The sequence below is a fragment of the Priestia sp. AB genome (assembly GCF_028369225.1).
GTDB classification, from domain to species: Bacteria; Bacillota; Bacilli; order Bacillales; family Bacillaceae_H; genus Priestia; species Priestia megaterium.
In genome coordinates this window covers 148,129-172,167 of record NZ_JAQMYN010000003.1, presented here as the reverse complement: position 1 = coordinate 172,167, position 24,039 = coordinate 148,129, and the positions used below count along the sequence as shown (strand labels likewise).

The 24,039-nt window shown below is 36.2% G+C and carries 33 protein-coding genes; 24 read left to right on the top strand and 9 right to left on the bottom strand.

The features are described 5' to 3' along the window. The first annotated feature begins 15 nt into the window (after window positions 1-15). The 5 genes from proC (at window position 16) to POF52_RS10540 (ending at window position 4,385) form a co-directional block, all read left to right on the top strand. The gene (gene proC / locus POF52_RS10560; protein WP_176584655.1) at window positions 16-858 is read left to right on the top strand and encodes a pyrroline-5-carboxylate reductase; all 843 of its coding nucleotides are present in this window, start codon (window positions 16-18) and stop codon (window positions 856-858) included. Between the two features lie 87 nt (window positions 859-945). Further along, the gene (gene proB, locus POF52_RS10555) at window positions 946-2,052 is read left to right on the top strand and encodes a glutamate 5-kinase (protein WP_016764053.1); all 1,107 of its coding nucleotides are present in this window, start codon (window positions 946-948) and stop codon (window positions 2,050-2,052) included. Between the two features lie 114 nt (window positions 2,053-2,166). Beyond that, window positions 2,167-3,429 carry a glutamate-5-semialdehyde dehydrogenase gene (locus POF52_RS10550; RefSeq protein ID WP_271992482.1) on the top strand — a complete coding sequence of 421 codons (1,263 nt, stop codon included), beginning with the start codon at window positions 2,167-2,169 and terminating at the stop codon, window positions 3,427-3,429. A 358-nt stretch (window positions 3,430-3,787) separates the two neighbouring features. Then, a complete protein-coding gene (locus tag POF52_RS10545) occupies window positions 3,788-3,985 on the top strand; it encodes a cold-shock protein (RefSeq protein ID WP_013056990.1) in 198 nt (65 codons plus the stop codon). A 37-nt stretch (window positions 3,986-4,022) separates the two neighbouring features. Next, window positions 4,023-4,385 carry a VOC family protein gene (locus POF52_RS10540; protein ID WP_016764055.1) on the top strand — a complete coding sequence of 121 codons (363 nt, stop codon included), beginning with the start codon at window positions 4,023-4,025 and terminating at the stop codon, window positions 4,383-4,385. Window positions 4,386-4,407: 22 nt separating this feature from the next. Here POF52_RS10540 and POF52_RS10535 read toward each other — a convergent pair whose 3' ends face one another. Then, entirely contained in the window at window positions 4,408-5,013 is a 606-nt protein-coding gene (locus POF52_RS10535) for an RraA family protein (protein ID WP_043982393.1), read from the bottom strand. A gap of 442 nt (window positions 5,014-5,455) precedes the next feature. Here POF52_RS10535 and POF52_RS10530 point away from each other — a divergent pair, with 442 nt between their 5' ends. The 3 genes from POF52_RS10530 to POF52_RS10520 all read left to right on the top strand — a co-directional run bounded on the left by POF52_RS10530 (window position 5,456) and on the right by POF52_RS10520 (window position 6,955). After that, entirely contained in the window at window positions 5,456-5,965 is a 510-nt protein-coding gene (locus POF52_RS10530) for a DUF3189 family protein (RefSeq protein WP_043982658.1), read from the top strand. 247 nt (window positions 5,966-6,212) lie between these two features. Continuing rightward, complete coding sequence (locus POF52_RS10525) at window positions 6,213-6,668, top strand: hypothetical protein (RefSeq protein ID WP_043982395.1); 456 nt, start codon at window positions 6,213-6,215, stop codon at window positions 6,666-6,668. Continuing rightward, window positions 6,656-6,955, top strand: a complete 300-nt coding sequence (locus POF52_RS10520) for a YxcD family protein (RefSeq protein ID WP_013056994.1) — start codon at window positions 6,656-6,658, stop codon at window positions 6,953-6,955. Before POF52_RS10525 ends, POF52_RS10520 begins: the two co-directional genes overlap by 13 nt. Window positions 6,956-7,000: 45 nt before the next feature. Here the strand turns inward: POF52_RS10520 and POF52_RS10515 are convergent, their stop codons facing one another. Further along, complete coding sequence (locus POF52_RS10515) at window positions 7,001-9,172, bottom strand: MMPL family transporter (RefSeq protein WP_271992478.1); 2,172 nt, start codon at window positions 9,170-9,172, stop codon at window positions 7,001-7,003. Window positions 9,173-9,378: 206 nt separating this feature from the next. Between POF52_RS10515 and POF52_RS10510 the strand changes: the two genes are divergently transcribed. The 3 genes from POF52_RS10510 (at window position 9,379) to POF52_RS10500 (ending at window position 11,608) form a co-directional block, all read left to right on the top strand. Further along, on the top strand, window positions 9,379-10,239 hold the full coding sequence (locus tag POF52_RS10510) for a dimethylarginine dimethylaminohydrolase family protein (protein ID WP_271992476.1): 861 nt from the start codon (window positions 9,379-9,381) through the stop codon (window positions 10,237-10,239). A gap of 128 nt (window positions 10,240-10,367) precedes the next feature. Next, on the top strand, window positions 10,368-10,571 hold the full coding sequence (locus POF52_RS10505; RefSeq protein WP_013056997.1) for an alpha/beta-type small acid-soluble spore protein: 204 nt from the start codon (window positions 10,368-10,370) through the stop codon (window positions 10,569-10,571). 188 nt (window positions 10,572-10,759) lie between these two features. Next, window positions 10,760-11,608: a YihY/virulence factor BrkB family protein gene (locus POF52_RS10500; RefSeq protein WP_016764059.1), complete on the top strand. Its 849-nt coding sequence runs from the start codon at window positions 10,760-10,762 to the stop codon at window positions 11,606-11,608. A gap of 33 nt (window positions 11,609-11,641) precedes the next feature. On the opposite strand, the gene POF52_RS10495 is transcribed toward POF52_RS10500, so the two are convergent. Beyond that, entirely contained in the window at window positions 11,642-11,917 is a 276-nt protein-coding gene (locus tag POF52_RS10495) for a hypothetical protein (RefSeq protein ID WP_025752355.1), read from the bottom strand. A gap of 194 nt (window positions 11,918-12,111) precedes the next feature. Between POF52_RS10495 and POF52_RS10490 the strand changes: the two genes are divergently transcribed. The 3 genes from POF52_RS10490 (at window position 12,112) to POF52_RS10480 (ending at window position 15,863) form a co-directional block, all read left to right on the top strand. Then, window positions 12,112-13,044 carry an alpha/beta hydrolase gene (locus POF52_RS10490; protein WP_271992470.1) on the top strand — a complete coding sequence of 311 codons (933 nt, stop codon included), beginning with the start codon at window positions 12,112-12,114 and terminating at the stop codon, window positions 13,042-13,044. Window positions 13,045-13,416: 372 nt separating this feature from the next. Then, a complete protein-coding gene (locus POF52_RS10485; RefSeq protein WP_271992467.1) occupies window positions 13,417-14,511 on the top strand; it encodes a phage integrase SAM-like domain-containing protein in 1,095 nt (364 codons plus the stop codon). Window positions 14,512-15,293: 782 nt separating this feature from the next. Next, on the top strand, window positions 15,294-15,863 hold the full coding sequence (locus POF52_RS10480; protein ID WP_271992465.1) for a hypothetical protein: 570 nt from the start codon (window positions 15,294-15,296) through the stop codon (window positions 15,861-15,863). Window positions 15,864-16,124: 261 nt separating this feature from the next. Here POF52_RS10480 and POF52_RS10475 read toward each other — a convergent pair whose 3' ends face one another. The 3 genes from POF52_RS10475 to POF52_RS10465 all read right to left on the bottom strand — a co-directional run bounded on the left by POF52_RS10475 (window position 16,125) and on the right by POF52_RS10465 (window position 17,523). Further along, window positions 16,125-16,616 carry a hypothetical protein gene (locus tag POF52_RS10475; protein WP_043982406.1) on the bottom strand — a complete coding sequence of 164 codons (492 nt, stop codon included), beginning with the start codon at window positions 16,614-16,616 and terminating at the stop codon, window positions 16,125-16,127. After that, on the bottom strand, window positions 16,606-16,896 hold the full coding sequence (locus POF52_RS10470; protein ID WP_230183849.1) for a hypothetical protein: 291 nt from the start codon (window positions 16,894-16,896) through the stop codon (window positions 16,606-16,608). The genes POF52_RS10475 and POF52_RS10470 overlap by 11 nt, the downstream gene beginning before the upstream one ends. A gap of 381 nt (window positions 16,897-17,277) precedes the next feature. Beyond that, window positions 17,278-17,523, bottom strand: a complete 246-nt coding sequence (locus tag POF52_RS10465; RefSeq protein ID WP_043982408.1) for a hypothetical protein — start codon at window positions 17,521-17,523, stop codon at window positions 17,278-17,280. A gap of 237 nt (window positions 17,524-17,760) precedes the next feature. On the opposite strand from POF52_RS10465, the gene POF52_RS10460 reads away from it, so the two are divergent. The 7 genes from POF52_RS10460 (at window position 17,761) to POF52_RS10430 (ending at window position 21,005) form a co-directional block, all read left to right on the top strand. Beyond that, window positions 17,761-18,150, top strand: coding sequence for a hypothetical protein (locus POF52_RS10460; protein WP_271992462.1), 390 nt, complete (start codon window positions 17,761-17,763; stop codon window positions 18,148-18,150). Between the two features lie 108 nt (window positions 18,151-18,258). Beyond that, window positions 18,259-18,426, top strand: a complete 168-nt coding sequence (locus POF52_RS10455) for a hypothetical protein (RefSeq protein ID WP_157842275.1) — start codon at window positions 18,259-18,261, stop codon at window positions 18,424-18,426. 91 nt (window positions 18,427-18,517) lie between these two features. Next, entirely contained in the window at window positions 18,518-18,754 is a 237-nt protein-coding gene (locus POF52_RS10450) for a hypothetical protein (RefSeq protein ID WP_016764066.1), read from the top strand. Window positions 18,755-19,307: 553 nt separating this feature from the next. Then, window positions 19,308-19,508 carry a hypothetical protein gene (locus POF52_RS10445; protein ID WP_043982413.1) on the top strand — a complete coding sequence of 67 codons (201 nt, stop codon included), beginning with the start codon at window positions 19,308-19,310 and terminating at the stop codon, window positions 19,506-19,508. 49 nt (window positions 19,509-19,557) lie between these two features. Beyond that, the gene (locus POF52_RS10440) at window positions 19,558-19,944 is read left to right on the top strand and encodes a hypothetical protein (RefSeq protein WP_043982414.1); all 387 of its coding nucleotides are present in this window, start codon (window positions 19,558-19,560) and stop codon (window positions 19,942-19,944) included. Between the two features lie 122 nt (window positions 19,945-20,066). Continuing rightward, on the top strand, window positions 20,067-20,759 hold the full coding sequence (locus POF52_RS10435; protein WP_271992455.1) for an HNH endonuclease: 693 nt from the start codon (window positions 20,067-20,069) through the stop codon (window positions 20,757-20,759). 51 nt (window positions 20,760-20,810) lie between these two features. Then, window positions 20,811-21,005, top strand: a complete 195-nt coding sequence (locus tag POF52_RS10430; protein ID WP_271992454.1) for a hypothetical protein — start codon at window positions 20,811-20,813, stop codon at window positions 21,003-21,005. A gap of 53 nt (window positions 21,006-21,058) precedes the next feature. Here the strand turns inward: POF52_RS10430 and POF52_RS10425 are convergent, their stop codons facing one another. Continuing rightward, window positions 21,059-21,301, bottom strand: a complete 243-nt coding sequence (locus POF52_RS10425) for a hypothetical protein (protein WP_230183847.1) — start codon at window positions 21,299-21,301, stop codon at window positions 21,059-21,061. 169 nt (window positions 21,302-21,470) lie between these two features. On the opposite strand from POF52_RS10425, the gene POF52_RS10420 reads away from it, so the two are divergent. From POF52_RS10420 to POF52_RS10410, 3 genes are all read left to right on the top strand, one after another. Further along, window positions 21,471-21,638: a hypothetical protein gene (locus POF52_RS10420; protein WP_155660336.1), complete on the top strand. Its 168-nt coding sequence runs from the start codon at window positions 21,471-21,473 to the stop codon at window positions 21,636-21,638. Window positions 21,639-21,804: 166 nt separating this feature from the next. Continuing rightward, window positions 21,805-22,698 (top strand): helix-turn-helix domain-containing protein, encoded by an 894-nt coding sequence (locus POF52_RS10415; protein WP_013083112.1) that lies wholly within the window; start codon window positions 21,805-21,807, stop codon window positions 22,696-22,698. A gap of 43 nt (window positions 22,699-22,741) precedes the next feature. Then, window positions 22,742-23,026 carry a hypothetical protein gene (locus POF52_RS10410; protein WP_271992446.1) on the top strand — a complete coding sequence of 95 codons (285 nt, stop codon included), beginning with the start codon at window positions 22,742-22,744 and terminating at the stop codon, window positions 23,024-23,026. A gap of 67 nt (window positions 23,027-23,093) precedes the next feature. On the opposite strand, the gene POF52_RS10405 is transcribed toward POF52_RS10410, so the two are convergent. Together POF52_RS10405 and POF52_RS10400 are read right to left on the bottom strand one after the other, a co-directional pair. Then, window positions 23,094-23,606 (bottom strand): PIN domain-containing protein, encoded by a 513-nt coding sequence (locus tag POF52_RS10405; protein WP_013083113.1) that lies wholly within the window; start codon window positions 23,604-23,606, stop codon window positions 23,094-23,096. Between the two features lie 7 nt (window positions 23,607-23,613). Continuing rightward, the gene (locus POF52_RS10400; RefSeq protein ID WP_013083114.1) at window positions 23,614-23,970 is read right to left on the bottom strand and encodes a hypothetical protein; all 357 of its coding nucleotides are present in this window, start codon (window positions 23,968-23,970) and stop codon (window positions 23,614-23,616) included. Window positions 23,971-24,039: the final 69 nt, after the last annotated feature.

The window sequence follows — 24,039 nt, the reverse complement described above, 5'->3', positions numbered from 1 at the left end:
GACAGGGGAGATTTGATGGATCAAAAACAAAAAGTTGCTTTTTTAGGTGCTGGATCAATGGCAGAAGCGATGATTTCTGGTATGATCAATGCAAAGAAATTACCTGCTGAAAATATTATCGTAACGAATCGAAGCAATGATGCGCGACTGCACGAACTTGAAAATAGATATGGTATCACAGCAGTAAAGCGCAGCGAGCTGAAAACAGATGACATTGACGTTTTTATTCTAGCAATGAAGCCAAAAGGCGCTGAAGAGGCATTAAACGAATTAAAGCCTCAAATCAACAAAGACCAGCTTGTCCTATCTGTTCTTGCAGGGATTTCGTCTTCTTACATGGAAGAGTTGTTGCATGATGAACAGCAGGTCATTCGAGTGATGCCGAATACATCAAGTATGATTCAGCAATCAGCAACGGCTATATCTCCAGGTCAATATGCTGCAATGGATGCTGTGCTAACAGCAAAAGAGCTGCTTTCTGCAATCGGAAAAGTGTACGTGATTGATGAGCCTCAAATGGACATTTTTACAGGAATTGCCGGAAGTGGACCCGCTTATTTTTATTTCCTTATGGAGCATATCGAAAAAGCAGCTAAAGAAGAAGGTCTCGATCCTGAGCTAGCACGTGAAATTGGCGCCCAAACCATTTACGGTGCAGCAAGAATGATGATGGAAAGAGATGAAACGCCGACGGAGCTTCGTGAAAATGTGACGTCTCCAAACGGTACAACAGCAGCTGGTTTAGATGCCTTAGCTAAACACGGCGGCGGAGAAGCAATGATGCAAGCAGTCAAAGGAGCATCAAAGCGTTCAAAAGAAATGAGTGCTCAACTACAAAAAGTGGCAAGTACTAATTAATTCGTCACTTATCTTCTTCGTGAATTCCTCACCACAAAAAAATAATCATAAACAAGAAAACATACAGAACACACTAGGAGTGATTTGATGAGTCCCGACAATAAGAAGCGGGTTGTAATTAAAATTGGAAGTAGTTCATTAACAAGTTCACACGGTGAAATCAGCAGACGGAAGCTCGAGCGCCTTGTGGACCAAGTCGTAGACTTAAAAGATAGCGGTCATGAAGTACTATTGGTTTCATCAGGAGCTGTAGCTGCAGGATACCGCAAGCTTGGCTGCTTAGAGCGACCTAGCTCTTTACCTGAAAAACAAGCAGCTGCCTCAATCGGTCAAGGACTGTTAATGGAGGCTTATTCAGAACTGTTTCTATCCCATGGATACGTTGCTTCTCAAATCTTAATTACGAGAGACGATTTTTCAGACGAAAATCGTTACAACAATGCACGAAATACAATTAACGTGCTGTTAGAACGCGGTATTGTGCCAATTGTCAATGAAAACGATACGGTAACCATCAATCGATTAAAATTTGGCGATAATGATACACTTTCAGCTAAAGTTGCTGGACTAGTGGATTCCGACCTGCTTATTATTTTATCGGATATTGATGGCTTATACAGCGCGGACCCTCGCCAGGATCCAAATGCAAAATTAGTTCCTCACGTAGGGGAAATCACGCAAGAAATCGAAGAATCTGCAGGAGATTCAGGAAGTTCAGTTGGAACAGGCGGTATGCGCTCGAAAATTGACGCGTTCAAAATCGCTATGGCGTCAGGAATTCCAGCATTTTTAGGAAGAGCCGGCGTGCCAAACATCTTAACACAAGCGGTTGACGGAGATGCAACAGGAACGTATTTTGAATCTGAAGATGATTCTGCGAACCTTAATCAGAAAAAGCAGTGGATTGCGTTTAACTCTGGTCCTGAAGGGGAAATAGTAGTCGAAGATGCCGCGAAATGTGCAATTATTGAAGATAAAGAGCCTTTACTTCGCGAGCACGTTAAATATATTAAAGGCCACTTTAGTGAACGAGCAGTTGTACGTATTCTAGATAAAGACGAAAATGAGCTGGCTCTTGGCGTGACAAATTATTCATCTGATGAACTTGCACTGAATGAGCCAATTGACCAACCGATCGTAGACAGCGAAGGTCTAGTGTGTCACTTAGAAATTCCAGTACCGGTCGGTTTGTAAGCAAACATGCTGTAAAGAAAAGGAGCCCTTCCTTTTCTTTGCATGATTGCATTTACCTCTTATGCCTCACACTTTAAAATCAAACAAAACTAAAACGAATCCAGGAGTGATTTGGTGTTACAAACAAATGAAAAGTATTCAGTAGAAGAACAAGCTATTTCAGCAAAAAAAGCAGCTAAGCAATTAAGTTTACTGACAACAGAACAAAAAAATGATGCACTGTTAACGATTGCTTCTACACTTGAAAGCAACACGGAGTATATTTTAAAAGCAAATGAAGTAGACTTAAAAAACGGGAAAGAAAAAAGTTTTGATGAAGCACTGATGGACCGCCTTGCTCTTTCAGCGGAACGTGTAAAAGAATTTGCCAACGGCCTTCGTGAGGTTGCTGAGTTAGATGATCCAACAGGAGATATTTTATCAAGCTGGACATTGGATAATGGTCTAGATGTAAAGCAAGTACGCGTGCCTCTTGGCGTTATCGGAATGATTTATGAAGCACGTCCAAACGTAACGGTAGATGCAACAGGGCTAGCGTTGAAATCTGGAAATGCCATTGTGTTAAAAGGCGGTTCTTCAGCTATTTCATCTAACCAAGCTATCGTGGACATTATTCATAAAGCTCTTGATGAAACGCCAATCCCTAAAGAAGCGGTACAGTTTATTTCAAGTACAGATCGTGCGGCTACGCAAGAATTATTTACAATGAAAGAGCATATTGACGTGCTAATTCCGCGCGGAGGGGCTTCATTGATTCAAGCGGTCGTCAATAACGCAACGGTTCCGGTGTTAGAAACAGGAGTCGGAAACTGCCATATTTATATCGATGAAAAAGCTGACGTTAAGAAGGCCATTCCGATTTTGATTAATGCAAAAACAGATCGACCAGCGGTGTGTAACGCAGCAGAAACGGTTCTTGTACACAAGAACTGGCTCGATTCTCATAAAGATGAATTGATTCAAGCATTCAACGATCATAATATTGAAGTATATGGTGACAAAGCGACAGTAGGTGAAATTCCTGGAGCAAAACCAGCGGCTGAAAAAGACTGGGCTGAAGAGTATTTGCGCTTAGCGATCGCGATGAAAGTAGTAGAGAGTGTGGATGAAGCGATTGACCACATCGAAACATATGGAACAAAACACTCTGAAGCCATCATTTCAGAAGATGAACAAGCCGTTTCACGCTTCATGTCTTTAGTGGATGCAGCCGCACTGTATCATAATGCATCTACGCGTTTTACTGACGGAGGAGCTCTAGGATTTGGAGCTGAAATTGGGATCTCAACTCAAAAGCTTCATGCACGCGGTCCAATGGGACTTCCTGCGCTTACGACAATTAAATATATTATGAGTGGAAACGGACAAACTCGATAAGAAATGAAAAGCGAGCCTAATCATGTGCTCGCTTTTTTTTATGAAAAGCAAAACAAGTAAATGGAAGCTGATTTGTAAAAAATTATAAACTCTGTTATAATAGTAAAATATATAATTTTTGTGATCTTCATTTTTGTTCTTTTCAGACTATCCCGTTGTTTTAAGAAAAGCAACTGCTATCTGCTTTGTTATAACTTCATTTTTATTTTAGTCTTTCAAGACGCCGTATGTATTCCTCAAAGATTGATTTACGGATGTATAGTATCACTTTATCTTGCACCATTTACCACATTTACACGCTAAGTTAATCTTCATTTATTATCCACTTAAAAAGTACTGTTTAAAGGAGACGATGTGTATGTATAATCGTAAAAATTTAGAGCCGGCTGTTATTGAAGAAACAAAAGTTTGGGAATGTACATCAGATACGTGTAATTGCTGGGTTCGAGATAACTTTAAAAGCGGAGATCAGCCAACTTGTCCAATTTGCAAAAGCGAAATGAAGCAAGCTGTAAAAGAACTGCAGGTTATTCATAATCCTAGAGTCATTGATTAATAACTTTTAGGAAGACGTTTTTGAAAGGGGTTTGTGGATGTTTCTAGGAATTGATCATGTTCAGCTTCTTGGTCCAGAAGGATGCGAGCAAGAAGCAAGAAATTTTTATGAAAATCTTTTAGGAATGAAAACTGTTCTTAAACCGGAAAATTTAAGGCACAGAGGCGGCATATGGTTTCAATGTGGGACTCAAGAAGTGCATATCAGTATTCAAGATGACTACATACCTGCTAAAAAAGCGCATCCAGCTTTTGTCGTGGAAGATATTAAGACGCTTAGACGTAAGTTGGCACACGAGGGCTGCGTTCTTTCTGAAGAAGAGCCTATTGCAGGGAGAGAGCGTTTTTTTGTCCATGACCCGTTCGGAAATCGATTAGAATTTTTACAATATGACAAATAAAAGACCTCCAAGCGGAGGTCTTTTATTTTAGGGCGTTATCTAAATACGTATATACCGTTTCTTTGCTAACTAATACTTCATTTTCTCTGTCTTTATCTTTTTGCCACTTTTCCCGCGCTTTTGCTAATACTTCTTCGGCTTCCTCTTTGGGAATGACAATGACTCCACCATCGTCACCTGCAATAAAATCGCCAGGATGAATTTTTACGCCCCCGCAGGAAATGGTTTCATTTACTATTCCTTTATCTTTTTTGCTGCTTGCTGCGATCGTAGAGCCCTTACAAAATACGGGGAAATTGAGTTTTTCAATGTCTTCCTGATCTCGTATAACACCATCTAGTACAATACCGCTTATTCCAACAAGCTTCGCCATGGCTACTACGAAATCTCCTGCTAAGGCACGGTTACAGTAGCTTTTTCCATCAATGACGAGCACGCTTCCGGGTTCCGCTAGTCGAATCGCTTCAAGCACTGAGTAATTATTGCCAGCAGGAGTATCTACAGTAAGAGCCGGTCCAAATAGTTTGTAATGACGCTGCAATGGCTTAATAGAAAAGTCTAAGTGGTTGGCACCTTCCATTGCATCTGATAAATTTGCTGTTGATAATGGGAACTGTTCATTCAACATCGTATCTCTCCTTTTTAACTTTAGTCTATCTATACATATTCATATAAGAGAAAGCTCTTATTTATGAAAGGGCAAGTATATAATATGAAGTATTGAAGACGAATTAACTACAAACGTGCAATGTTAGAAGCTTTCAGAGACAAATTTCATCCATTCACTAAATCTTTTTCCTGTATGTTATTCGTCATATAAGTATATAGATCCTTTATTGTTACTGTTTGAATGTCTCTATTACCAAGAATTTCTTGAATCTTTTTAAACTTCAATCAAGAGGGAAGTAGTTGTGGGACGTCAAGAATGGAGTGTAACAATTGTATTCCAGGATGTTTTTTGTACGGGTTTTAATAGGGAAAGAACAGAATTTCTTCTGGGAAATCTAAGAATGGAGCAGAGAAATTTTGATCATAATGAAAGGAGAGTTAGTTATTTAGGAGATGACAAGATGATTTATATTTATAACTGCTACGGAGGCACACATTCATCAGCATTGGCAGCCGCTTACCATCTGAAAAAGCTCCCTGCTAATAGAGAACCAACTGATAAAGAAATATTAAATATTGATGTTTTTAATAAATTGACTTCTAAGGATATGGGGAAGTTAATTTTTCATGGATATGATGAAGAAAAAAATGAAGTATATACATTAGGGAGAGGGTCTTCAAAAGTAGTAGTTCCTGCTATGTATGAGTTAGCCAATTTGCTAAATAAAAAAGGAGAATTACAAACGAAAATACTTTTTTCCAATACATCTCCCACCGTACCCTTATCTATGACACTAGGAGGTTTGTTTTCAAGAAGGTTAAAGATTAATGTAATAGGTGTTCCTTTATTAATAATAGGTGCTAAGCAGGCCCATAAAGACATTATTAAATTAGTGGAGCAAACAAAGAATTCTGCAAAAGTCACTACCTCAAAAATAGAAATTTTAGATAATGTTTTCGGCGAAGTGTAAAATAAGCTATATATAATAAAGATGAAGGACCTTTGTTAGTTTTATGAATGCCTTTGATTTATACTTAACTGATGTTATATAAGCACGAAATACGTGCAAATGTTTAATCCTGTGAACATTTGATGGAGCTTGATGCATTTTTATATAAAAAAGTGAAACCTTTTGGTATGATGAAACGTAGGAACATATATGGAAATCATATATGAAAAAACATATGTGACGTTAGTCATTTAGTGGAGGGAAAACAATGGTAAAAAAATTATTGGCCGCATTTATCGCATTAGCGGTTGTGTTTTCACCAGTCGGTGGATCACTTATTCATGACGGTTCAAACGTAGCAAGCGCAAAAGGGTATAAGTCAGGAAAGCGCTCTTTTGACAGCGGAAGCAATAACCAATCAAGCTTATTTAAAAACAATAACAATAATTCAGTTAAGCAAAACAATACGTCTAAAAACTCATCATCTAAAAGTACAGCGGCTAGCTCAAAGCGCGGCGGCTTAATGAAAGGTCTTTTAATGGGAGGAATTGCGGGCTTATTATTTGGAAGCTTGCTATCTAGTTTAGGACCATTAGGACCAATTTTAGGCTTTATGGTAAACATGCTCGTGATTGTAGCTTTAATTCTTCTTGTAGTAAAGTTATTCCAAAGCGTACGTAGCAACAAGCGTAAAAATGAGGAAGTGAAATCTTGGAGACAATAAAAATTTCTGAACAAGATATTATCAATGCAATGTGCCTATATATCGCAGAAAAGAAACAAGTTCAGCCTCAAGAAGTAGAGATTGAGCTAATGTATGATGATGACTACGGTTTTTCAGCAGAGTCATACGTGCATGATCGTAAGCAGGTTCATATTACTTTGAACATTATTGAAGCCCTGCGCTTTTGGCTGGATACGGAAATGAACGTAGACCCATACGCAGCAGGACTAGAACTGGAATTAGACGATGAAGAAGGCATTATCGCTTTTGCAAAATTAAGTCGATAAAGAAGCCATCAATGCAAAACCCGCTCAAGTGAGCGGGTTTTTTTATTATGATTTTAACTGTTCGTTGGAACTGGACTTATCGCGTTTTTTAGTGAAAAACCACCAGTTGGCATCTCCAAGCAATTTCATAAGAGAAGGGACAAGAAGCATTCTGACAATCGTTGCATCGATAAATATAGCTAAAGCAATTCCTACACCCATTTGTTTAACAGGCGTTACGTCTGTAAAAGCAAAGGCCCCTGTAATTACAATCATAATTAAAGCAGCGCTCGTAATGATTTTACTAGTGGAAGCTAGGCCTTCTACCGTTGCCACATTATTATCGCGGGTTTGATGATACACTTCGTGAATGCGCGAAATTAAAAAGACTTCGTAGTCCATGCTAAGCCCAAATACAAGGCCGAAAACAAAGACCGGCAGCACTAAAGCAATATTAGATTCGGTAAGACCTAAATGTCCATTTTGAAACAGCCATACAAGTAAACCAAACGTAGCTGTTAAGCTTAAAATATTCATAATGATAGCCTTTAATGGAATGAGGACAGAACGAAAAGCAATCATTAAAATGACATACGTTGAAAATAAAACAAGAGCCAAACCATATGGAGCTTTCTCATAAATTTCATCGAATATTTCTTGTTCAAATTTTGGATAGCCGCCAATATGAACGGTGAAAGGTGAACGTTTGTCTTTCCATTTTCGAACAAAATCTTTTGCTTGATCTGAATTTTGGTCTGTATCTAGCGTAGCTTTTATGAGCATATAATGTCCGTTAATGAACGAATCTACAGCTGGCTTTGTCTGTGCACTTATCTGCGGATTTTCTAGCATAGCTTGAAGGTGATCACTTGATTTTACGTTTAAAGCGGTAGAAATAGAATCGACTTGCTTAACTAACGAATCTTCTTTTAATTGTTTTATAAAAGTAAAGGCATTTATTAAAGGCTTTTCATTCAGCATATTTTGCTTAGCTTCTAGCACAAAATAAACGTCTGCGGTGTTTTTATTTATAAACGTATCGTTATACGTGTCAAAAGCTTGACGAGACTCGTATTTTGTTGGGAGCGCTTCTGAAGACGGTATTTCTAGATGCATGTCTCGAACGGGAATAAGTGCTACTAACAAAATGATAAGAGAAACAATCGTCATAGTTACAGGCTTTTTCATGACAAATGTAGCGAATGAACGCCACCTAGACTGACCGCCTTGTTCGCTGACTTTTAAGATGCGTAAACGATTAATGCGTGTACCTAATATAGCCAGTATGGAAGGAAGAAGCGTAAGAGCTGAAAACACAGCAATAAAAACAACAGCCATTCCTCCAAGAGCGACGTTTCGGAAAATATCCACTTGAATAAACAGCATTCCCGCTAATCCAATAAATACGCATAATCCTGAGAAGATGACCGAGCGTCCCGCTGTTTGAATGGTAATTTTGATTGCTTGTTCTACCGATTTTGTTTGAATTTCTTCTTTAAAGCGATTAATAAATAAAAGGGCAAAGTCAATACTAAGAGCTAATCCAATCATTGGAATCACATTTAAAATAAAGATGGACAGCTCTGTGTACGGATGGAAGAAATAGACAACGCCCATGGTGGTAACGACGGTTACAATTCCTATCATAAGAGGGATTGCAGCGGCTACCACGCCGCCAAAAGCTAGAAGAAGCACAACTAAAGCAACAGGAATACCAATGGCTTCCGCTTTTGCTAAATCAGCTTGGCTTGCTGTATTCATATCTTTTTCAATAATAGGACCACCGGTTAATTTTACACTCATTTCTTTTTCTTCAGCTGAAAGAGTTCTGATCTTTTCCACTCGTTTATCCATCGTGCCATCATCGTGATTAAAGTGGATAATTCCATACGCTGTGCTTCCTTTTATCATCTTGTTAGAAGCCGTTGGTATGTCGACTTTCGACGCGTCTGATTTTTCCTTTGCTTTTTGCATATACTGAGCGATCGTTTGCTGGAATTTCGAGTCAGAAACTCCGTCTTTTTTTTCAAACAAAACGATGATCTGAGCTTCGCTAACGTCAAATTTACCAACTAAAAGCTGCTCGGTATCTTTATACATTCCTTTCATTTCAAATCCGTTTCCTCCCAGCACAGAAGGAAGCTTAGCCGCATAAAAGCCAAATCCGATAATTAGGATTATCCATAGTATTAATAAAAATTTCCTGCTCGCATATAATGCGTTCGCTACTTTATTCATATTAACCTCCAATTTTTTGTACAGTTACTAGACTATTTTATACTAACAGTTATTGTAATTAGAAGAAGTATTGTGTTTTTTTGTTTTTCTTGCCTGAAAAAGCTTTTTAGATAGATGCGCAGGGGTGCTTCCTCAGCAAAATCGTGTTTATGTTTCGGGGAATTTAGGGAACACTGTACATAAATGCACGAAGGGGGATTAAAAAGATGCAAATGAAACAGCCAGCTAAAATGACGAATAGTTATGGGTGTAAAAATGAGTATGATACATTAAAACGTGTGGTCGTTTGCCCACCTACATATATGAAAATTGAAGAAATTATTAATGAAACACAAAAGCACTATGCGGATGAAAATATTGATGAGAGCTTGGCTTCAAAGCAGCACCGTCAATTTGTTGAATGCCTTCAAAAAGAAGGAGTAGAAGTCATCGGGCTATCTGCACAAGAGCCATTTCCAGAACAAGTATTTACGCGGGATATTGGCTATACGCTCGGAGACACCGTTATTGTCACGAAAATGGGCAGCGAGATTCGAAGTGGAGAAGAACAAGTGCTAGCCGATTGGCTGCAGCAGCAAGATATTCCTTTCCATCAGGTATCGGACCATCCTATTGAAGGAGGAGATGTGCTGATTGATGGACAAGCTATTTTTATTGCGCTCAGCGACCGTACAAGTAAAGAAGGTGTGGAGCATATCCAAGAGCTGCTTCCAGCCTATGAGGTTGTTCCGATTCCTATTGATCGGTCTTATCTGCATCTTGATTGTGTGTTAAATATTTTATCACCTACAGAAGCGCTCGTATTTTCACCCGCTTTACATGAGAAAGAATTAAATTTACTTCGCATGAAATATGACTTAATTGAAGTAACAAAAGAAGAGCAGTTTACGATGGGAACCAATGTATTATCAATCGGTAATCAGCGGGTGATCAGCTTGCCAATGAATACAGAAGTGAATGAAGAGTTAAGGAAACGGAGCTATAAAGTAATTGAAGTTGATATATCTGAAATTATTAAATCGGGCGGTTCTTTCCGCTGCTGCACAATGCCTCTTGAACGAGTGTAAAAAAGCTTAAAAAGAAAAAAAGATCTCGGCGATAGCCAGGGATCTTTTTTTTTGAGAGAGGTTGTATAAAATTTCAAGTGAAAGGAACATTAACCTATATAAGCTGTTGAAGGAAAGGAGTGATAAACATGGCAAATCGTAATCCTATTTTAGTTCAAGGTGCTGAACAGCTTCTTGATCAGTTAAAAACGGAAATCGCGGGAAGACTTAACGTTCAGCTTGGCGCTGAGCAAACAGCTCGTGCAAATGGTTCTGTTGGTGGAGAAATGACGAAGCATCTTGTTGCAATGGCGCAACAGCAATTAAGTGGTGCACAAGGACACATTCGCTAGTCTGCTCTACATAAACACTCTGATGAAAAGTTCTGGCTCTTTTGAGCTGGAACTTTTTTGTGTAGGAAACATCATTCTACTTTCTCTTGATCGTTTGATTTGAGATTTTGCTTGAAATTCTCCACTTTCAAGGTTGAAAAGTGCATAAAATGGGAAAAGAACAAAAAAAGAGAAAGTAGAGGTTTATCATGAAAAAGCTATTATCATTTGGAAAAAGTCTTGGTAAAGAAATTCAAGAAGACCAAGCAACGGGACTAGCGGCTGAGCAAGCCTATTATTATATGCTATCATTATTCCCTATGCTTATTTTACTGATATCGATTGTTCCGTATCTATCTATTAAACCGGAAGAGGCAATCGATGTCCTTCAAAGCGTTATGCCGGGAGAAACGGCTGCAATCTTTAAAGATAACGTAGCTCAATTTATAAGCCAACCAAACGGCGGGTTACTGACTGTAGGGATTTTAGGAACCATTTGGTCTGCTTCAAACGGTATGAACGCCTTTATCCGTGCAATGAACCAAGCCTACGACGTGAAAGAACAGCGCTCGTTTATTAAAGTAAGAGGCTTGTCCATTCTTTTAACAATTGGATTAATTGTAACAATTGTTGTATCGCTTCTTTTACCAGTGTTCGGAGGGGTTTTGTTAAATTGGATAAGCGAATGGTTTTCTCTTCCTTCAGGTACAACAGTGGTTTTAAATATTCTGCGCTGGATTATCGGTGTCGGCATTATGGTACTTGTTTTATCCGTATTATACAGATTAGCTCCAAACAAAACGTTTCCTTTTGCCCATGTATGGCCCGGAGCGCTCGCTGCTACGCTGTTATGGCAGCTGACATCTTTAGGGTTCTCATTTTACGTAAGCAACTTTGGCAATTATTCTGCTACTTATGGAAGCTTAGGAGGCGTGATTGTTCTGATGCTTTGGCTATTTTTAACGGGGTTAATTCTCGTTATTGGAGGAGAGATTAACGCTATTTACCACCGAAACAAAACGGCTGCGCCTCCTAAAGATACGTCTCAGGCGATGTAATAAAAAAGGAAACCTTTATAGAGGTTTCCTTTTTTAACGTTTAAAGCTATTAACAAGCTGTTTAAATGAGTTGGCTGTATATTTGACCGAATCTTTTTTGTACTGTACATCGGTTTTAATCGCTGCTTGTGTTACTTTTAAATGATTTGTTTTTTCTTTGATATGATCAGTTTCGTTTTGAAGATGTTGAGAAGTGGCATTTACAGAGTTCACAGTTGGCTTGATTTTTTTATTAAATGATACGCCTGCGTAAATAAGATACGCAAGTGATGCCAAAACAACAGCTAAGCTTATATAAACAATAATCATCGGTGTGCCTCCTTTGTACGTATTTATATAGGTGAGAATAAAATATATACGAATATCATCCTCTTTATTTAATTGTTATACCCATTTTTAATCAAAACAAACAAAAGCCTGCCGAGAAGACAATATATTGGATTTTTTCTGAAATTTCATTCATCATTACATATAGAGTTACCTTGAAAGGAGAGAGAAGAAGAATGCCGTTAGATCCGCATATTCAAATATTTCTAAATCAATATAATGAAATGCCCCGTCCTGCTTTAGAGGACGTTACACCCCCGCAGCTGAGGGAAATGGAAAAGATGTCCTTAACTCCTTCTAAAGAAGTAGTTAAAAAAGTATATAATGAAGAAATTGAATTAAATGAACGTACGCTCACTCTACGAGTGTATGAACCTGAAGGAACAGGGCCATTTCCCGCTCTTGTTTATTATCACGGAGGAGGCTGGGTATTAGGCAGCCTGGATACTCATGACTCCATATGCAGGTCGTATGCAAATGAAACAAACTGTATTGTAGTGTCTGTTGATTACCGTCTTGCTCCTGAAGATAAATTTCCCGCTGCAGTAAACGATGCCTATGACGCCTTGGATTGGATTTCAGCTCATGCGTCTCAATTAAATATCGATTCAAACAAAATTGCCGTCGGGGGCGACAGTGCCGGTGGCAACCTTGCTGCGGTTGTGAGCATTTTAGCAAAAGAAAGGCAGGGTCCGTCTATTGTTCATCAGCTGCTTATTTATCCATCTGTAGGATTTAAAAATCAGCACCCTGCCTCTATGAAAGAAAATGGGGAAGGATATTTTCTTTCAAAAGATCTTATGGATTGGTTTCGTCTTCACTACTTAAACAATAAAGAAGAAGAACAGCATCCCTATAACGCTCCGGTATTACTAGAAGATTTATCGAGTCTACCGAGCGCTACCATTATTACAGCACAGTATGATCCTCTAAGAGATAGCGGAAAAGACTACGCGGACGCATTAAAAAATCACGGTGTTCCCGTCACCTATGAAAATTATGAAACGATGATTCACGGATTTTTAGGGTTTCATGAATTTGTCCCACTCGCTCAGCAGGCGATCAATAAAAGCGCAGCTCAACTGCGTCAAGTATTTGATTCTATTTAAGGATATATAGTGTCATAAATCATACAAACTTGAGAAAAACAGCACATTGATGTGCTGTTTTTCTTTATTGATAGGGAGAAAAGATTGACAAGAGTTTCAAAAAATAGCCCATTATCTCTTTTAAAGTCATTTTGTTTGGAGTATAGTAGAAAAGTAGGATAAAAACATTTATTGACATTAAGTAAGGTGATTTTTCGAATGATAAAAACAAGTAGGTCAGCTGATTCAAGATCTGCGAAATCCTTACTAAACGTTGATATAATAAGGTTTTTAGAGGGTAGGTAAATAGTCATGAAGGCTAAAAATTGTCTATAATAAAAAAACTACCTGAACTGTTAAGGCAACTTCCATATTCAAAGGGGGTTGCCTTTTTTGTGTGCAAAGCGAATAAGAAAGGGAGCAAAAGTAACTCAAATAAATCTTAAACAAGCTAAAGAGAAAATTATTAAGATTAAAACTTTAGAAGGCATGGCTCAATGTACTTTAAATCAATACAATTTCGTTTTTAACGATTTAATTACATTCTTCGAAAGCAGCAAACAGGTTTCTGATATTACCTTGGATGATGCGAGAGATTTTATTAATTGGTTGCTTCATGAAAAGTCTGATACAAGTAGCCGCTTTAAGCAGGTTGCTCGAAAAGGAGTAAAGGCATCTAGCGTTAATAACTACCTTCAAAAGACACGTGCTGCTTTTAATATCTTAAAACGTGAGGGAGTTTTATCAGAGAATGTCCTTAATGAAATTAGAAATGTAAAGTTCCAAAAACATAAGGTTGAAACATTGACGGTAGATGAAATAAAGCGAATTTTTAATGCCTTTAATAAGAGTTATTACGCTCAATATAACTGGAATGATGCTCTATGCTATCGATTGATTAAAGAACAATTCATATTAAATGGTGGTGTATTTAACCCAGAAATAATAAAGGGCAAATATGAGGGGGCTTATGCATATATTTATAACCAACATGGAAGTTTTGAAGAGTTTTTAAATACCTTTGATTTGCAAGATTACGTTGAGATTAATAACACTATATATTCAGATGAACTTGTTTTAGAAAAAATAAATGAAATGCTAAAAGAAAAGGGACAAGTGCTTATTTCGGCCGACTTTGTTACTTATAAATTAACTGGAATGAGAGATTGGATTATTAAAACACATGGTGGGCTTAAAGAATTTTTTGTGAAATATAATATGGAGGATAAATTTGCTAATATGAAGCATTTAGGCAAGGAATTGTGGTCTTATGGGCTGCAGTTTGAAGAATTAGCAAAAGAAGCTATTGAGCTTTTATTCAATGAGGTTTCTTGTAATAAATGGATAGACAATGTTAGACCCGACGTTAGACCCGACTTTATTATAAATGAAGATATCTGGATTGATGCTAAATTATCCTCATTTGCTTATTTCACAGACGATACAGTAAAAAAGTATACAGCTAGAAAAGAATGTAGAGAACTTTAGCTATTATATTTAAGAGGTCATAAATTCAACCATGGAAATGAAGACATAAAATTAATTTCTATTGAAGAGTGGTATAATTCTTTAATAAAATTAGGAAGAGCAGATTTAGTAGAGAAGTTTGATGACCTTAGGGACACAGTCTACGAAAAAGAAAAAACTGAAGGGAAAAGAATTAATAAATAATTACAATTATTTATTAATAGTCAAGTTAATATTAAAATAGATGCTCTGCTATCAAAAATAGAGGTAGGCAGGAAAGAAGAAGCTTGAATTAATCCAAAAAGGTAAAGAACTAAATAGTACTATTCAATTCGGTGATTTAGAACGAAGATATAGCGATTTGTACTCTTACGAAATTATTTTGCGAAAAAAAGAGCATCCTTTCGAAGGTACTTTTATATCTTAATAAGTTCAACTTAAGTTAGTCTTTCAAGGTTAATTTAGGTTGAACTTATTTATTGTGATGAAATGACGACAAATTATTTATTTAAATAACTTAAATAAAAAAGAACAGTAAGTGTTGTGTCACTTGCTGCTCAATATTACCGAAACAATTGACCATCAGGTGAAAATGATGATGTGATGAAGGCGTTAAAAGTGTGGGGTATATAAATATTTAGCAATTATGATATTGTTACTCTTTAATCCAATACGTTATCTGATAAATATAAGTAATAAATTTTTGGAAATTTCATTATTTTTTTGGGGGAATAGGTATATGTCTATGCCTTATTACTGTTTCTACATAGTCTAGACTGTAACCTATTTGAAGGAGAGATAATATGGATAGCACAAGACAAAGTTTTGATAGACATGGAGGCATGGGTGGATCACCTGGCATGGGCGGATCACCTGGTATGGGCGGATTCCCTGGTATGGGCGGATTCCCTGGTATGGGCGGATTCCCTGGTATGGGCGGATTCCCTGGTATGGGCGGATCACCTGGTATGGGCGGATTCCCTGGTATGGGTGGATTCCCTGGTATGGGCGGATCACCTGGTATGGGCGGATCACCTGGTATGGGCGGATCACCTGGTATGGGCGGATCACCTGGTATGGGCGGATTCCCTGGTATGGGCGGATCACCTGGTATGGGTGGATTCCCTGGTATGGGCGGATTCCCTGGTATGGGCGGATTCCCTGGTATGGGCGGATCACCTGGTATGGGCGGATTCCCTGGTATGGGTGGATTCCCTGGTATGGGCGGATCACCTGGTATGGGCGGATCACCTGGTATGGGCGGATTCCCTGGTATGGGTGGATTCCCTGGTATGGGTGGATCACCTGGTATGGGTGGATTCCCTGGTATGGGCGGATTCCCTGGTATGGGTGGATTCCCTGGTATGGGCTAAAAGCTATAGTTGTTCCACAATAACTAAAAATATAAGCGAACTTCCTTATTGTATCAAAGAGCTCGCTTGTATCATGGGGATAATATTGTTGCTTTTATGAGCACTAACTACTTAAAATAGCCCATATAAGTATACATTTTAAAACGGTTTATCTCTGTCTAAAACTTATGACTTTCTGAACGATATAAATTAAAGGATTCTGATATATTCGTCAGTATATTTATTATTTTAGCTAATAAAAAATAAGCACCTATTAGGTGCTTATTGAATATGAATTATAGTTTGTTTAGCAAGTTGTTGGCTAGGCATTAGTTCTAGGGCATATGCTACATCTTTTAATTCTGGGCTATTAGGTAAATCGTAAGAACCTATAGACTCAAAATATTGAATTTGTTCATCTGTCAAAAGATTAAGTGGAATGCACACATCCACAACGGCTCTAATAATAGTTATACCTAGCTTCTTTGCTAAATATGGTCTATGATTACCTCCATTGCTAACGCAGAAATCACCGTTTGGAAATAATGTTAGATTAATATCCATATGAGAGGAACTAGTTGTTACATATCCGTGATTCTCAATCGATTTAAGAAGACGATTTAACTTTTCTACAGACAAAACATTATCATGAGTCAAGCCTTTTATTCTTGAAACTGGCACCAACATTGAGCCAGCATGATGAATTAAGTAGTTTCTACCATAAATTTCTGTATAGTCATCATAAAATCTCCAGCCTGTGTATTCAATTTTCATAAGAACCTACTTCACGCTTGCCGATGCCTTTTTGATAATTTTTCATACGTGAAGAAGCAGACGATAATTTTGACACAATGTAACCTTGTGGGTCAGCACGCAAGTTATTATTCACAAGGTTCTCAATTTTATCATTTGCGAACATGTTAGCAACTGTTGCTAAATGATCAATTGTATCCATAAGTTCTGGATAGTCATGATAATTAGAAATAGCAGTAGAGTGAATTTCTTGTAAATCATCACGAATCTTTTTTAAGGTTTCAATATCAAATCTGCTCATCAGTATCATCTCCCGTTGTCTTAAGTACAATAAATGATATTAAGTTCATTGTGAAATTAGAATATAGTATCTACTTTTAATAATGTCTAGAAAGGTTGGTTGTATAATAATCGATGAATTTTATCAGAAAATATTAGATGGAGAACTCAGTGATGAAGAAATATTACGTATTAGTGAAGGAGATGATGAACCTTTAGCTAGTAATTAACGAGTAATGTTGGTTGAGTATTTAATGAGTTTACAAGGTTTAACCAAGAATGAAGCTTATCAAGTTACTTTTGAATATATCAATTATTAGTTTACATTCTATCAAAAGTGTATGTGAATTATATGTAAATTAAATGTTGTAATAAAAAGCATCCTTATACGTAGAGATGCTTTTCAAAGTGTATTTGTATTTCCACTTCCTAAAGTAGGCGTCTGAGTAGGTGTTGAACTAGGCGACTGTTGAGAAGAAGTGTTTTGAGAGCCTATTACTGAACTTGAATTAGGACTTGCATTTGATCTCAAACCTGTTTGTGAATTGGATTCTGTACTTGTAACGGGCCACACTTGATTTACATTTCCAAAAATAAAAGTTCCTCCAGAAATGTTACCAATCGTAAGTGAATTGATTTTAGCTACCATACGTTCTCATCCTTTCATCGATGAAGAAATAGAATATACACTAACATATGTTTAGCTTGTCAATTATGTATAGACGGGCTAGAGAAATAGGCGAGGTTATTATTGTTATAACTTCATAAATTGAATTCGGATTTACCTATGTCGGAAAGAATCTTGAAAATTGATTAATATTTAAAAAAGTGAGAATAACTAGCCTTTTGTAGAATAAAATAGTCTACACAAAAGGTGGGAATATTAATGGGGAAAAGTAAAACCTGGATGGATGCTTATGTTTCTAAAGTTTCAGGAAAACATTTCGAATTGTTATCGGTTCAAAGTGTCATTGATTCTTTTATTGACATGTTAAATGTAAAATTAAATGAAAACCAACAACCAGAAGTTGAATTTATTAAAGAGGAAAATAAAATTTCATTTCCAGACTGTTTAGTTTCTTTTAAAATCCAAGGATCTGTATTGAGTTTGAGGAAAGTTTTAAAATCTAACAATCAAGTTGCTGGTGGGATTAAAATTTCCGATACAGGTTTAGTTTATCAACTAAAAACTGGTTCAAAGTTGATTGAAGAGGTTGAAACTATACCTGAAGCATTAGATAGGGCACTAAGTTATTTACTTGTAGAGCTTAGGTGAAAGTTAATATTTTTATAAGTTTAAGTCACTCATTTAAAGTGGCTTTTTATTTTGTAGAAGTTAATATGCTGAAACATAAAATCATTATTAAGAATGGAGCTAATATTAATGAATCAAGTACTCTTCGAACAGTTGTTAGAGGGAAATATTGAATATGAAGACGTTCCAGAAGATACGGACATAGAGTTAACTGATGAGCAAAGGCATGAAATGAGATTATGGTTAGTTGGAGTTTATGGTTTTTCGTATGGAGCAGCTAAAAGTTATATTGAATAATGACAGCTGAAAATATTCTTTTAGTAATATATAGAGAAGGATTATTACACTTTTTGTAGAAATTATTAGGTAGAGAGTCGGTGGTTAGAGAATGAAAATTCAATTTGATTTTAAAGTACTAAATGTTGTAGAGGAAAATGGCGTAAAGTCCTACATTGTGCAATGCTCAAGTGAGAATTTCCGACGTGTTATTAAAGCTCAATATGACGGAAGTGTATATATACCAGATTACCATCAACAATTATGGGACATACAATCTCATGAAAGAACAGTTCTTGATATTGGACTAGCAAGCTTTATAATAAAAAATGAGAACCGCACAGTATAGGTAAATTCACATTCGAGCATAATATTAATGGTCAGTACTTCTTTTGCTAACGAATCGTTTTCTCCTTTAACATGTTAAGTGTATAAAAAGCACCCATAGCTTGGGTGTTTTTTATTTTGTTCGAGTAATAAAAAGTTGTTGAAAACGATGATTCACAATAAAAGAAAAGCTTTCATATTTTAATGAAGGCTTTTTTACAAATTCAAACAAAGTAGGTGATTAAATGTTTTATTCTAATTTCTATACGCCTTTTAACTATACTTTCTACCCTTATTTCATGCCTTCCTTTGGACGTCCTACTGGATATGTACTGAATTCTAGTGGTGAAGTTGACAGTTGGTGGGGGAATTATCCATTGGGGTATCCTGCCAAGGCTCCGAAACTTGGGGGTGGAGGACAGTCGCCTATTTCGGGACCTGCCATACCTTTCAGTTTCAGGGGGTATTATTGAAGTAATAAGCATAAGGATACTGATTCCTCAGTGTCCTTTTTTATTAAAAACAGGTGATTTGTCATTCTTTGTCGAACTAGTAGATGAAGAGGTGATACACATATGCTTAAATTTAAAGTTGTTTTTGAATTTATAAATGGCAGGACAAAGGAATTAAAATTTGAAGCCACATCAAAGAAAGAAGTTATTAGTCATATAACAAAACATGAAAAATTTGTTTCGAATGAAAAAGAGCTAGTGCATAGCAATTTAAATAATGTGGTGCAGTTTATAGTTACAGAAGAAAAAATAATAATAAGGTAAGAATAAATAACTTTTTGTCGAATAGAATAGACAAAAGGTGGTAATAGATATGGTCGATAAAAATTGGATTAATGCTTATGTTTCTAAAATTTCAGGAAAGCATTTCGAACTGTTAGTGGTTCAAGATATTATTGTTTCTTTCATTGAGATGTTAAATGTAAAGCTAAATGATAATCAACAGCCTAAAGCCAATTTTAATAAAGTGGAAAATGAAATTTCATTTCCAGACTGTTTAGTTTCTTTTAAAATCCAAGGATCTGTATTGAGCTTGAGGAAAGTTTTAAAATCTAACTATCAGGTTGCTGGTGGAATTAAAATTTTTGATACGGGTTTATCTTATCATTTGAAATCTGGCGCAGAGTTGATTGAAGAGGTTGAAAATATATCTGAAGCATTAGATAGGGCGCTAAGTTATTTACTTTTAGAGCTGAAATAAAAGTTAATATTTTTATAAGTTTAAGCTGCTCTAATTGGGTGGCTTTTTATTATGTCTAAATTACATAAATTGAAATATGTGCTAAATAATAAAAGGAAGAGGAAGGGTGATTAAAACACATCGTGCCTCGCAAGAGTCCTAAGATATGTAACACGGAGGAATGTAGAAAATTAACTTATGATACATATTGTGATAAGTGTAGGAAAGATACTCATCGAGAGTATAAAGAACAGCGAATAGATAAGAAAGAACAAGCCTTTTATTCTAGTATTTCATGGATTAAATTACGCAATAGGAAGAAGAGGTTAAACCCTTTATGCAAGGTCTGTCTTGAAGAAGGCAGGCTTACTCCTGTTGAAATAGTCCATCACCTTATAGAAGTGAAAGAGGATTGGAGTAAACGTTTATCAATAGACAATCTACAATTAGTATGTAAAGCACATCATCATAAAATTCACTTTGGAGTAGATGGTACTAAGTACACGAAGATTAAGAAGGTAAGAGAACATATGAGAGAAAGCAATGTTACTATTGTTAATGGGGCGATAGGTAGTGGTAAAACTACTTATGTAAAAGAACATATGGAACATGGCGATCTAATATTAGATGTAGATTATTTATGGATGGCAGTAACAGTGGTGGATATGTATGATAAGCCACAACACTTAACGGATATAGTATTAGCTATGCGTAATGAAGCATGTAGAGTATTGCAGAGTAAGATGGATAAAGATATACGAGCATGGATTATTACTACTGCTAAAGATGTAGAGGAACTAAAGCGTATGTTTAATGCTACATTATTGAAAATATGATGATGGATTATATCAATCATAGAGTAAAAGAGGAAAAAGGGTGTAAGAGTAATGAAAAAGAAAAAGGAGTATAAGATTACAATGGAAGTCGTTCCATCAAAAAGAAAACGCACTTTAGAAGAACAAGAAGAGATTAGAAAGAAGTGTGTAAGTCTATATGTAGATGCCATAATAGATAAACTGATACTTGAGGGAAAGATTGACTTAAGCAAATTTATTGGTGAAAACAATGAAGAGGAAAAGTAATCTCAACAATTGTAAATAATGTGCAAGACTTCAAAACCTTGCACATTATTATTTTACTCCACATCATAAGAACTGGAAGCATCATCTGCTAAACTTTTAACTTCTTGACCTAGTGGTCTTCCGCCACACCGCTCTTCAAAAGTAAGCTGTCGGTTAGATAAAATACGAGATAAACCTTCAGATGTCTCACTTTGAGGATCATTGCAAATGTCTTCCCCTAGTCGACTAGCAGTTTGATAATATTGTAGTACTTGAGAGTTATTTTCTAAAAGTGCATCTACGGTAAAGATTGTCATTAAATTTCCTCCTTCTGGATATATAGTTTTTTTAGTATACATTAAAATAATATAGGTAAAAAGAAATTTATTTTAAGTCAGAGAAAGAAATTTGAAGCAAAAACATATGAGAAAATAACAAAAAAATCCTTTTTTATGATAATATGTACTTATTAAGGGGCTGTTTGTTGTGGAAGAGCAATTGAAATCAAAGGAGATTAACATAGAAGTTAAACTTGAGCTTCTAAAGATATGTAATAACGTAATGAATAATACTTGCACCCCTAATGAATTAATCAAGGACTTAGAAAAATTAGTTAGTCGAATTAATTTATCAATTCAAGGTGATATTTTATAAAGGTTAAGTGGGTTAGGTGTGACGTCAATATAATTAGAAGAATTTTTATTGGAATTTTTTTCTTATTTCTATTGATAAAAAAACTATCTAAATGTACAATAGGCTTACAATATTATAACGGAACGTTGTTTTAACGGGGTTTGTACGTTTTAAGTAAGGTGATTTTTTGAATGATAAAAAACAAGTAGGTCAGCTGATTCAAGATCTGCGAAAGATAGCGGAAATGACAACTGTCGAGTTATCAGAAGGAATTTGTACAGAAGAAGAGCTACATCGATTTGAACAAGGTGAAATTCATGCAAGCAGTGAAGTTCTCTATCATTTATCGAAACGCTTAGGGGTTCCGATGAATTATTTCTTTGAAGCAGGAGAGCTAACGCCCAACGATTATTCAAAAGAAATTAAATCGACCATTAGGCATTATATACGAAAACGCGATTATGAAACCGTGTTACATATGGTGAACAAAGAAAAAGATAATCCTATGTTTCAAGATCCTTTTCACGCACAATTTTTCCTATGGCACGAAGCCATATGTGATTATTATATTGGAAATAAGTTTGAACAAGCGCTTCGTAAATTGGAAAAAGCCATTGCGTTCACGCGTACGAGCGAACAGTTTTATTCAGAAAAAGAGATTGCTATTTTAAATAGTATTGCCATTATTTATGAAGAAGAAGGTCATTTAAAAAAAGCGTTCAGTACGTTTATGGAAGGATTGCAGCATATTGCTTTGCTTCCTAAATTAAAAGATCCTCTAGTCAAAATTCGAATTTTATATGGATTATCGCGTGCGCTTTTGCAAATGGAACGTTATGAAAAGTCGGTTAAATATGCACAAGCAGGACTAGAGCTGTGTATTCAGCATGAGACACTTTATTTATTAGGAGAACTGCACTATCAAATTGGAGAAGCACTCTGTCAGCTTGGTGAGCTTAAAGAAGGAATAGCCTACCTAGAAAAAGCTATTACCGTTTTTGAAATTGAACAAAATGAAGCGTTTGTGACCATTATTCAAGAAGAGATGTCTAAATATCAAGAAACAAAAAAGAAGAGCTGATAGCTCTTCTTTTTTTATCTCCAATACACTGGGTGTGGGTAAAATGGACGAGGGCGAGGGTAAAAGTAAGGGGGGTGGTAATAAATGGGACGAGGATAAGGGTAAGGATAAAATGGACGAGGGCGAGGATATGGATAATAACCGTAAGAGAATCTTTCGTCAGCTTCTTGGGGACTTGAATAATAATCATAGCCATATTGATACTCTTCCAAAGGTTGTTCCGGGTAATATTGATAATTCACTCTTTTCACCGCCTAAGTTTTTATGCTTTTTACTTTATTCATTACAGAAAGAATTGGAGTATGTACTCATCAAACTTTTAATTTGAAAAAGGCGGGAGACAAGGAGTATTTTGAAAATAAAAACAAATTAGCTTAGCTTTCCTTCTCGTTTTCTTATAAGTTATCAGCATCGGGAAGGGTTGGATGTTCAAAGCTTTTAATAAAAGAAGCGTAAGCAATCGTATCTTTAATAGGGTTTACATAAGATAATGGTTGACCTCGGTAGCTGAAATTAAATGTAATCCAAGCAAAATCTTTATTATTGTTGGAAATCAGTTTTGCATTATGTATAAAAGCAGATGCGGCAATCATCGCATCTGGGCCTTTAATTTTTTTATTGGATTCTATTTTAGCTTTTCTGCGAATTTGAGCTGCTAGCTGTGCAATTTCACTTGTAACGTCCACAATCTTATCTGTCATATCGTAAATATAATGATTTTTTACTGCTTTGACTTGAGGATTTGTTTCTACTTCCCAATGCGACAGAAGTTCCATTTCTACAACGGTAGGCATTAAAAATTCCGCGTTATTTGAAATAAGTTCATTAATATATTCCACAACTTCTGGATAATTAAGCGCATGTGAAGCCCAAATGTTTGTATCAATGATTACTTTTTCATCCAACACAAATCGTTCACTCCTCTCTACTAGCCATTCGTACCAGCTCTTCTAACCCAGAAGGTGAATAAAGAACCGCAGATTCTGAAAGCTGATTGCTTAATAGAAGCTTTTCATATTTAGTTAATCTAGTTTTTGCAGATTTTATGAGCTTTTCTTGTGTGTCATTTAATGTTTTATCTTTTTTATCGTACGTGCGTAGAACTTTATTTTGAGGTTTGTATTTAAGATTTTTCTTCTGCATAGGGGGTGAGGAAGGTGATTGCGGCGAGGGTTGTGTATAAATTTTTCCATTTATTTTTAGGTTAAAGTGCTTCTGAACTTCCTTGCTGTATGTTCCTTTTTGGTCATCTACCAAGCGCTGTGCTTTCATGATATCCCTGCCTTTTATATAAATTTATATAGTATATGTGATGAAGTTTTCTCTTACTATTCCTTTTAT

Excerpts from the sequence above, each read along its gene's own strand:
- POF52_RS10470 (WP_230183849.1), bottom strand. The coding sequence starts at position 16,896 with ATGAGCAGATTTGATATTGAAACCTTAAAAAAGATTCGTGATGATTTA.
- POF52_RS10465 (WP_043982408.1), bottom strand. The coding sequence starts at position 17,523 with ATGGTAGCTAAAATCAATTCACTTACGATTGGTAACATTTCTGGAGGA.
- POF52_RS10450 (WP_016764066.1), top strand. The coding sequence starts at position 18,518 with ATGAAAATTCAATTTGATTTTAAAGTACTAAATGTTGTAGAGGAAAAT.
- POF52_RS10430 (WP_271992454.1), top strand. The coding sequence starts at position 20,811 with ATGAAAAAGAAAAAGGAGTATAAGATTACAATGGAAGTCGTTCCATCA.
- POF52_RS10540 (WP_016764055.1), top strand. The coding sequence starts at position 4,023 with ATGTTTCTAGGAATTGATCATGTTCAGCTTCTTGGTCCAGAAGGATGC.
- POF52_RS10505 (WP_013056997.1), top strand. The coding sequence starts at position 10,368 with ATGGCAAATCGTAATCCTATTTTAGTTCAAGGTGCTGAACAGCTTCTT.
- proB (WP_016764053.1), top strand. The coding sequence starts at position 946 with ATGAGTCCCGACAATAAGAAGCGGGTTGTAATTAAAATTGGAAGTAGT.
- POF52_RS10545 (WP_013056990.1), top strand. The coding sequence starts at position 3,788 with ATGTATAATCGTAAAAATTTAGAGCCGGCTGTTATTGAAGAAACAAAA.
- POF52_RS10440 (WP_043982414.1), top strand. The coding sequence starts at position 19,558 with ATGGTCGATAAAAATTGGATTAATGCTTATGTTTCTAAAATTTCAGGA.
- POF52_RS10460 (WP_271992462.1), top strand. The coding sequence starts at position 17,761 with ATGGGGAAAAGTAAAACCTGGATGGATGCTTATGTTTCTAAAGTTTCA.
- POF52_RS10500 (WP_016764059.1), top strand. The coding sequence starts at position 10,760 with ATGAAAAAGCTATTATCATTTGGAAAAAGTCTTGGTAAAGAAATTCAA.
- proC (WP_176584655.1), top strand. The coding sequence starts at position 16 with ATGGATCAAAAACAAAAAGTTGCTTTTTTAGGTGCTGGATCAATGGCA.
- POF52_RS10490 (WP_271992470.1), top strand. The coding sequence starts at position 12,112 with ATGCCGTTAGATCCGCATATTCAAATATTTCTAAATCAATATAATGAA.
- POF52_RS10535 (WP_043982393.1), bottom strand. The coding sequence starts at position 5,013 with ATGTTGAATGAACAGTTCCCATTATCAACAGCAAATTTATCAGATGCA.
- POF52_RS10425 (WP_230183847.1), bottom strand. The coding sequence starts at position 21,301 with ATGACAATCTTTACCGTAGATGCACTTTTAGAAAATAACTCTCAAGTA.
- POF52_RS10480 (WP_271992465.1), top strand. The coding sequence starts at position 15,294 with ATGGATAGCACAAGACAAAGTTTTGATAGACATGGAGGCATGGGTGGA.
- POF52_RS10515 (WP_271992478.1), bottom strand. The coding sequence starts at position 9,172 with ATGAATAAAGTAGCGAACGCATTATATGCGAGCAGGAAATTTTTATTA.
- POF52_RS10410 (WP_271992446.1), top strand. The coding sequence starts at position 22,742 with ATGGACGAGGGCGAGGGTAAAAGTAAGGGGGGTGGTAATAAATGGGAC.
- POF52_RS10510 (WP_271992476.1), top strand. The coding sequence starts at position 9,379 with ATGCAAATGAAACAGCCAGCTAAAATGACGAATAGTTATGGGTGTAAA.
- POF52_RS10475 (WP_043982406.1), bottom strand. The coding sequence starts at position 16,616 with ATGAAAATTGAATACACAGGCTGGAGATTTTATGATGACTATACAGAA.
- POF52_RS10530 (WP_043982658.1), top strand. The coding sequence starts at position 5,456 with ATGATTTATATTTATAACTGCTACGGAGGCACACATTCATCAGCATTG.
- POF52_RS10495 (WP_025752355.1), bottom strand. The coding sequence starts at position 11,917 with ATGATTATTGTTTATATAAGCTTAGCTGTTGTTTTGGCATCACTTGCG.
- POF52_RS10525 (WP_043982395.1), top strand. The coding sequence starts at position 6,213 with ATGGTAAAAAAATTATTGGCCGCATTTATCGCATTAGCGGTTGTGTTT.
- POF52_RS10445 (WP_043982413.1), top strand. The coding sequence starts at position 19,308 with ATGCTTAAATTTAAAGTTGTTTTTGAATTTATAAATGGCAGGACAAAG.
- POF52_RS10400 (WP_013083114.1), bottom strand. The coding sequence starts at position 23,970 with ATGAAAGCACAGCGCTTGGTAGATGACCAAAAAGGAACATACAGCAAG.
- POF52_RS10455 (WP_157842275.1), top strand. The coding sequence starts at position 18,259 with ATGAATCAAGTACTCTTCGAACAGTTGTTAGAGGGAAATATTGAATAT.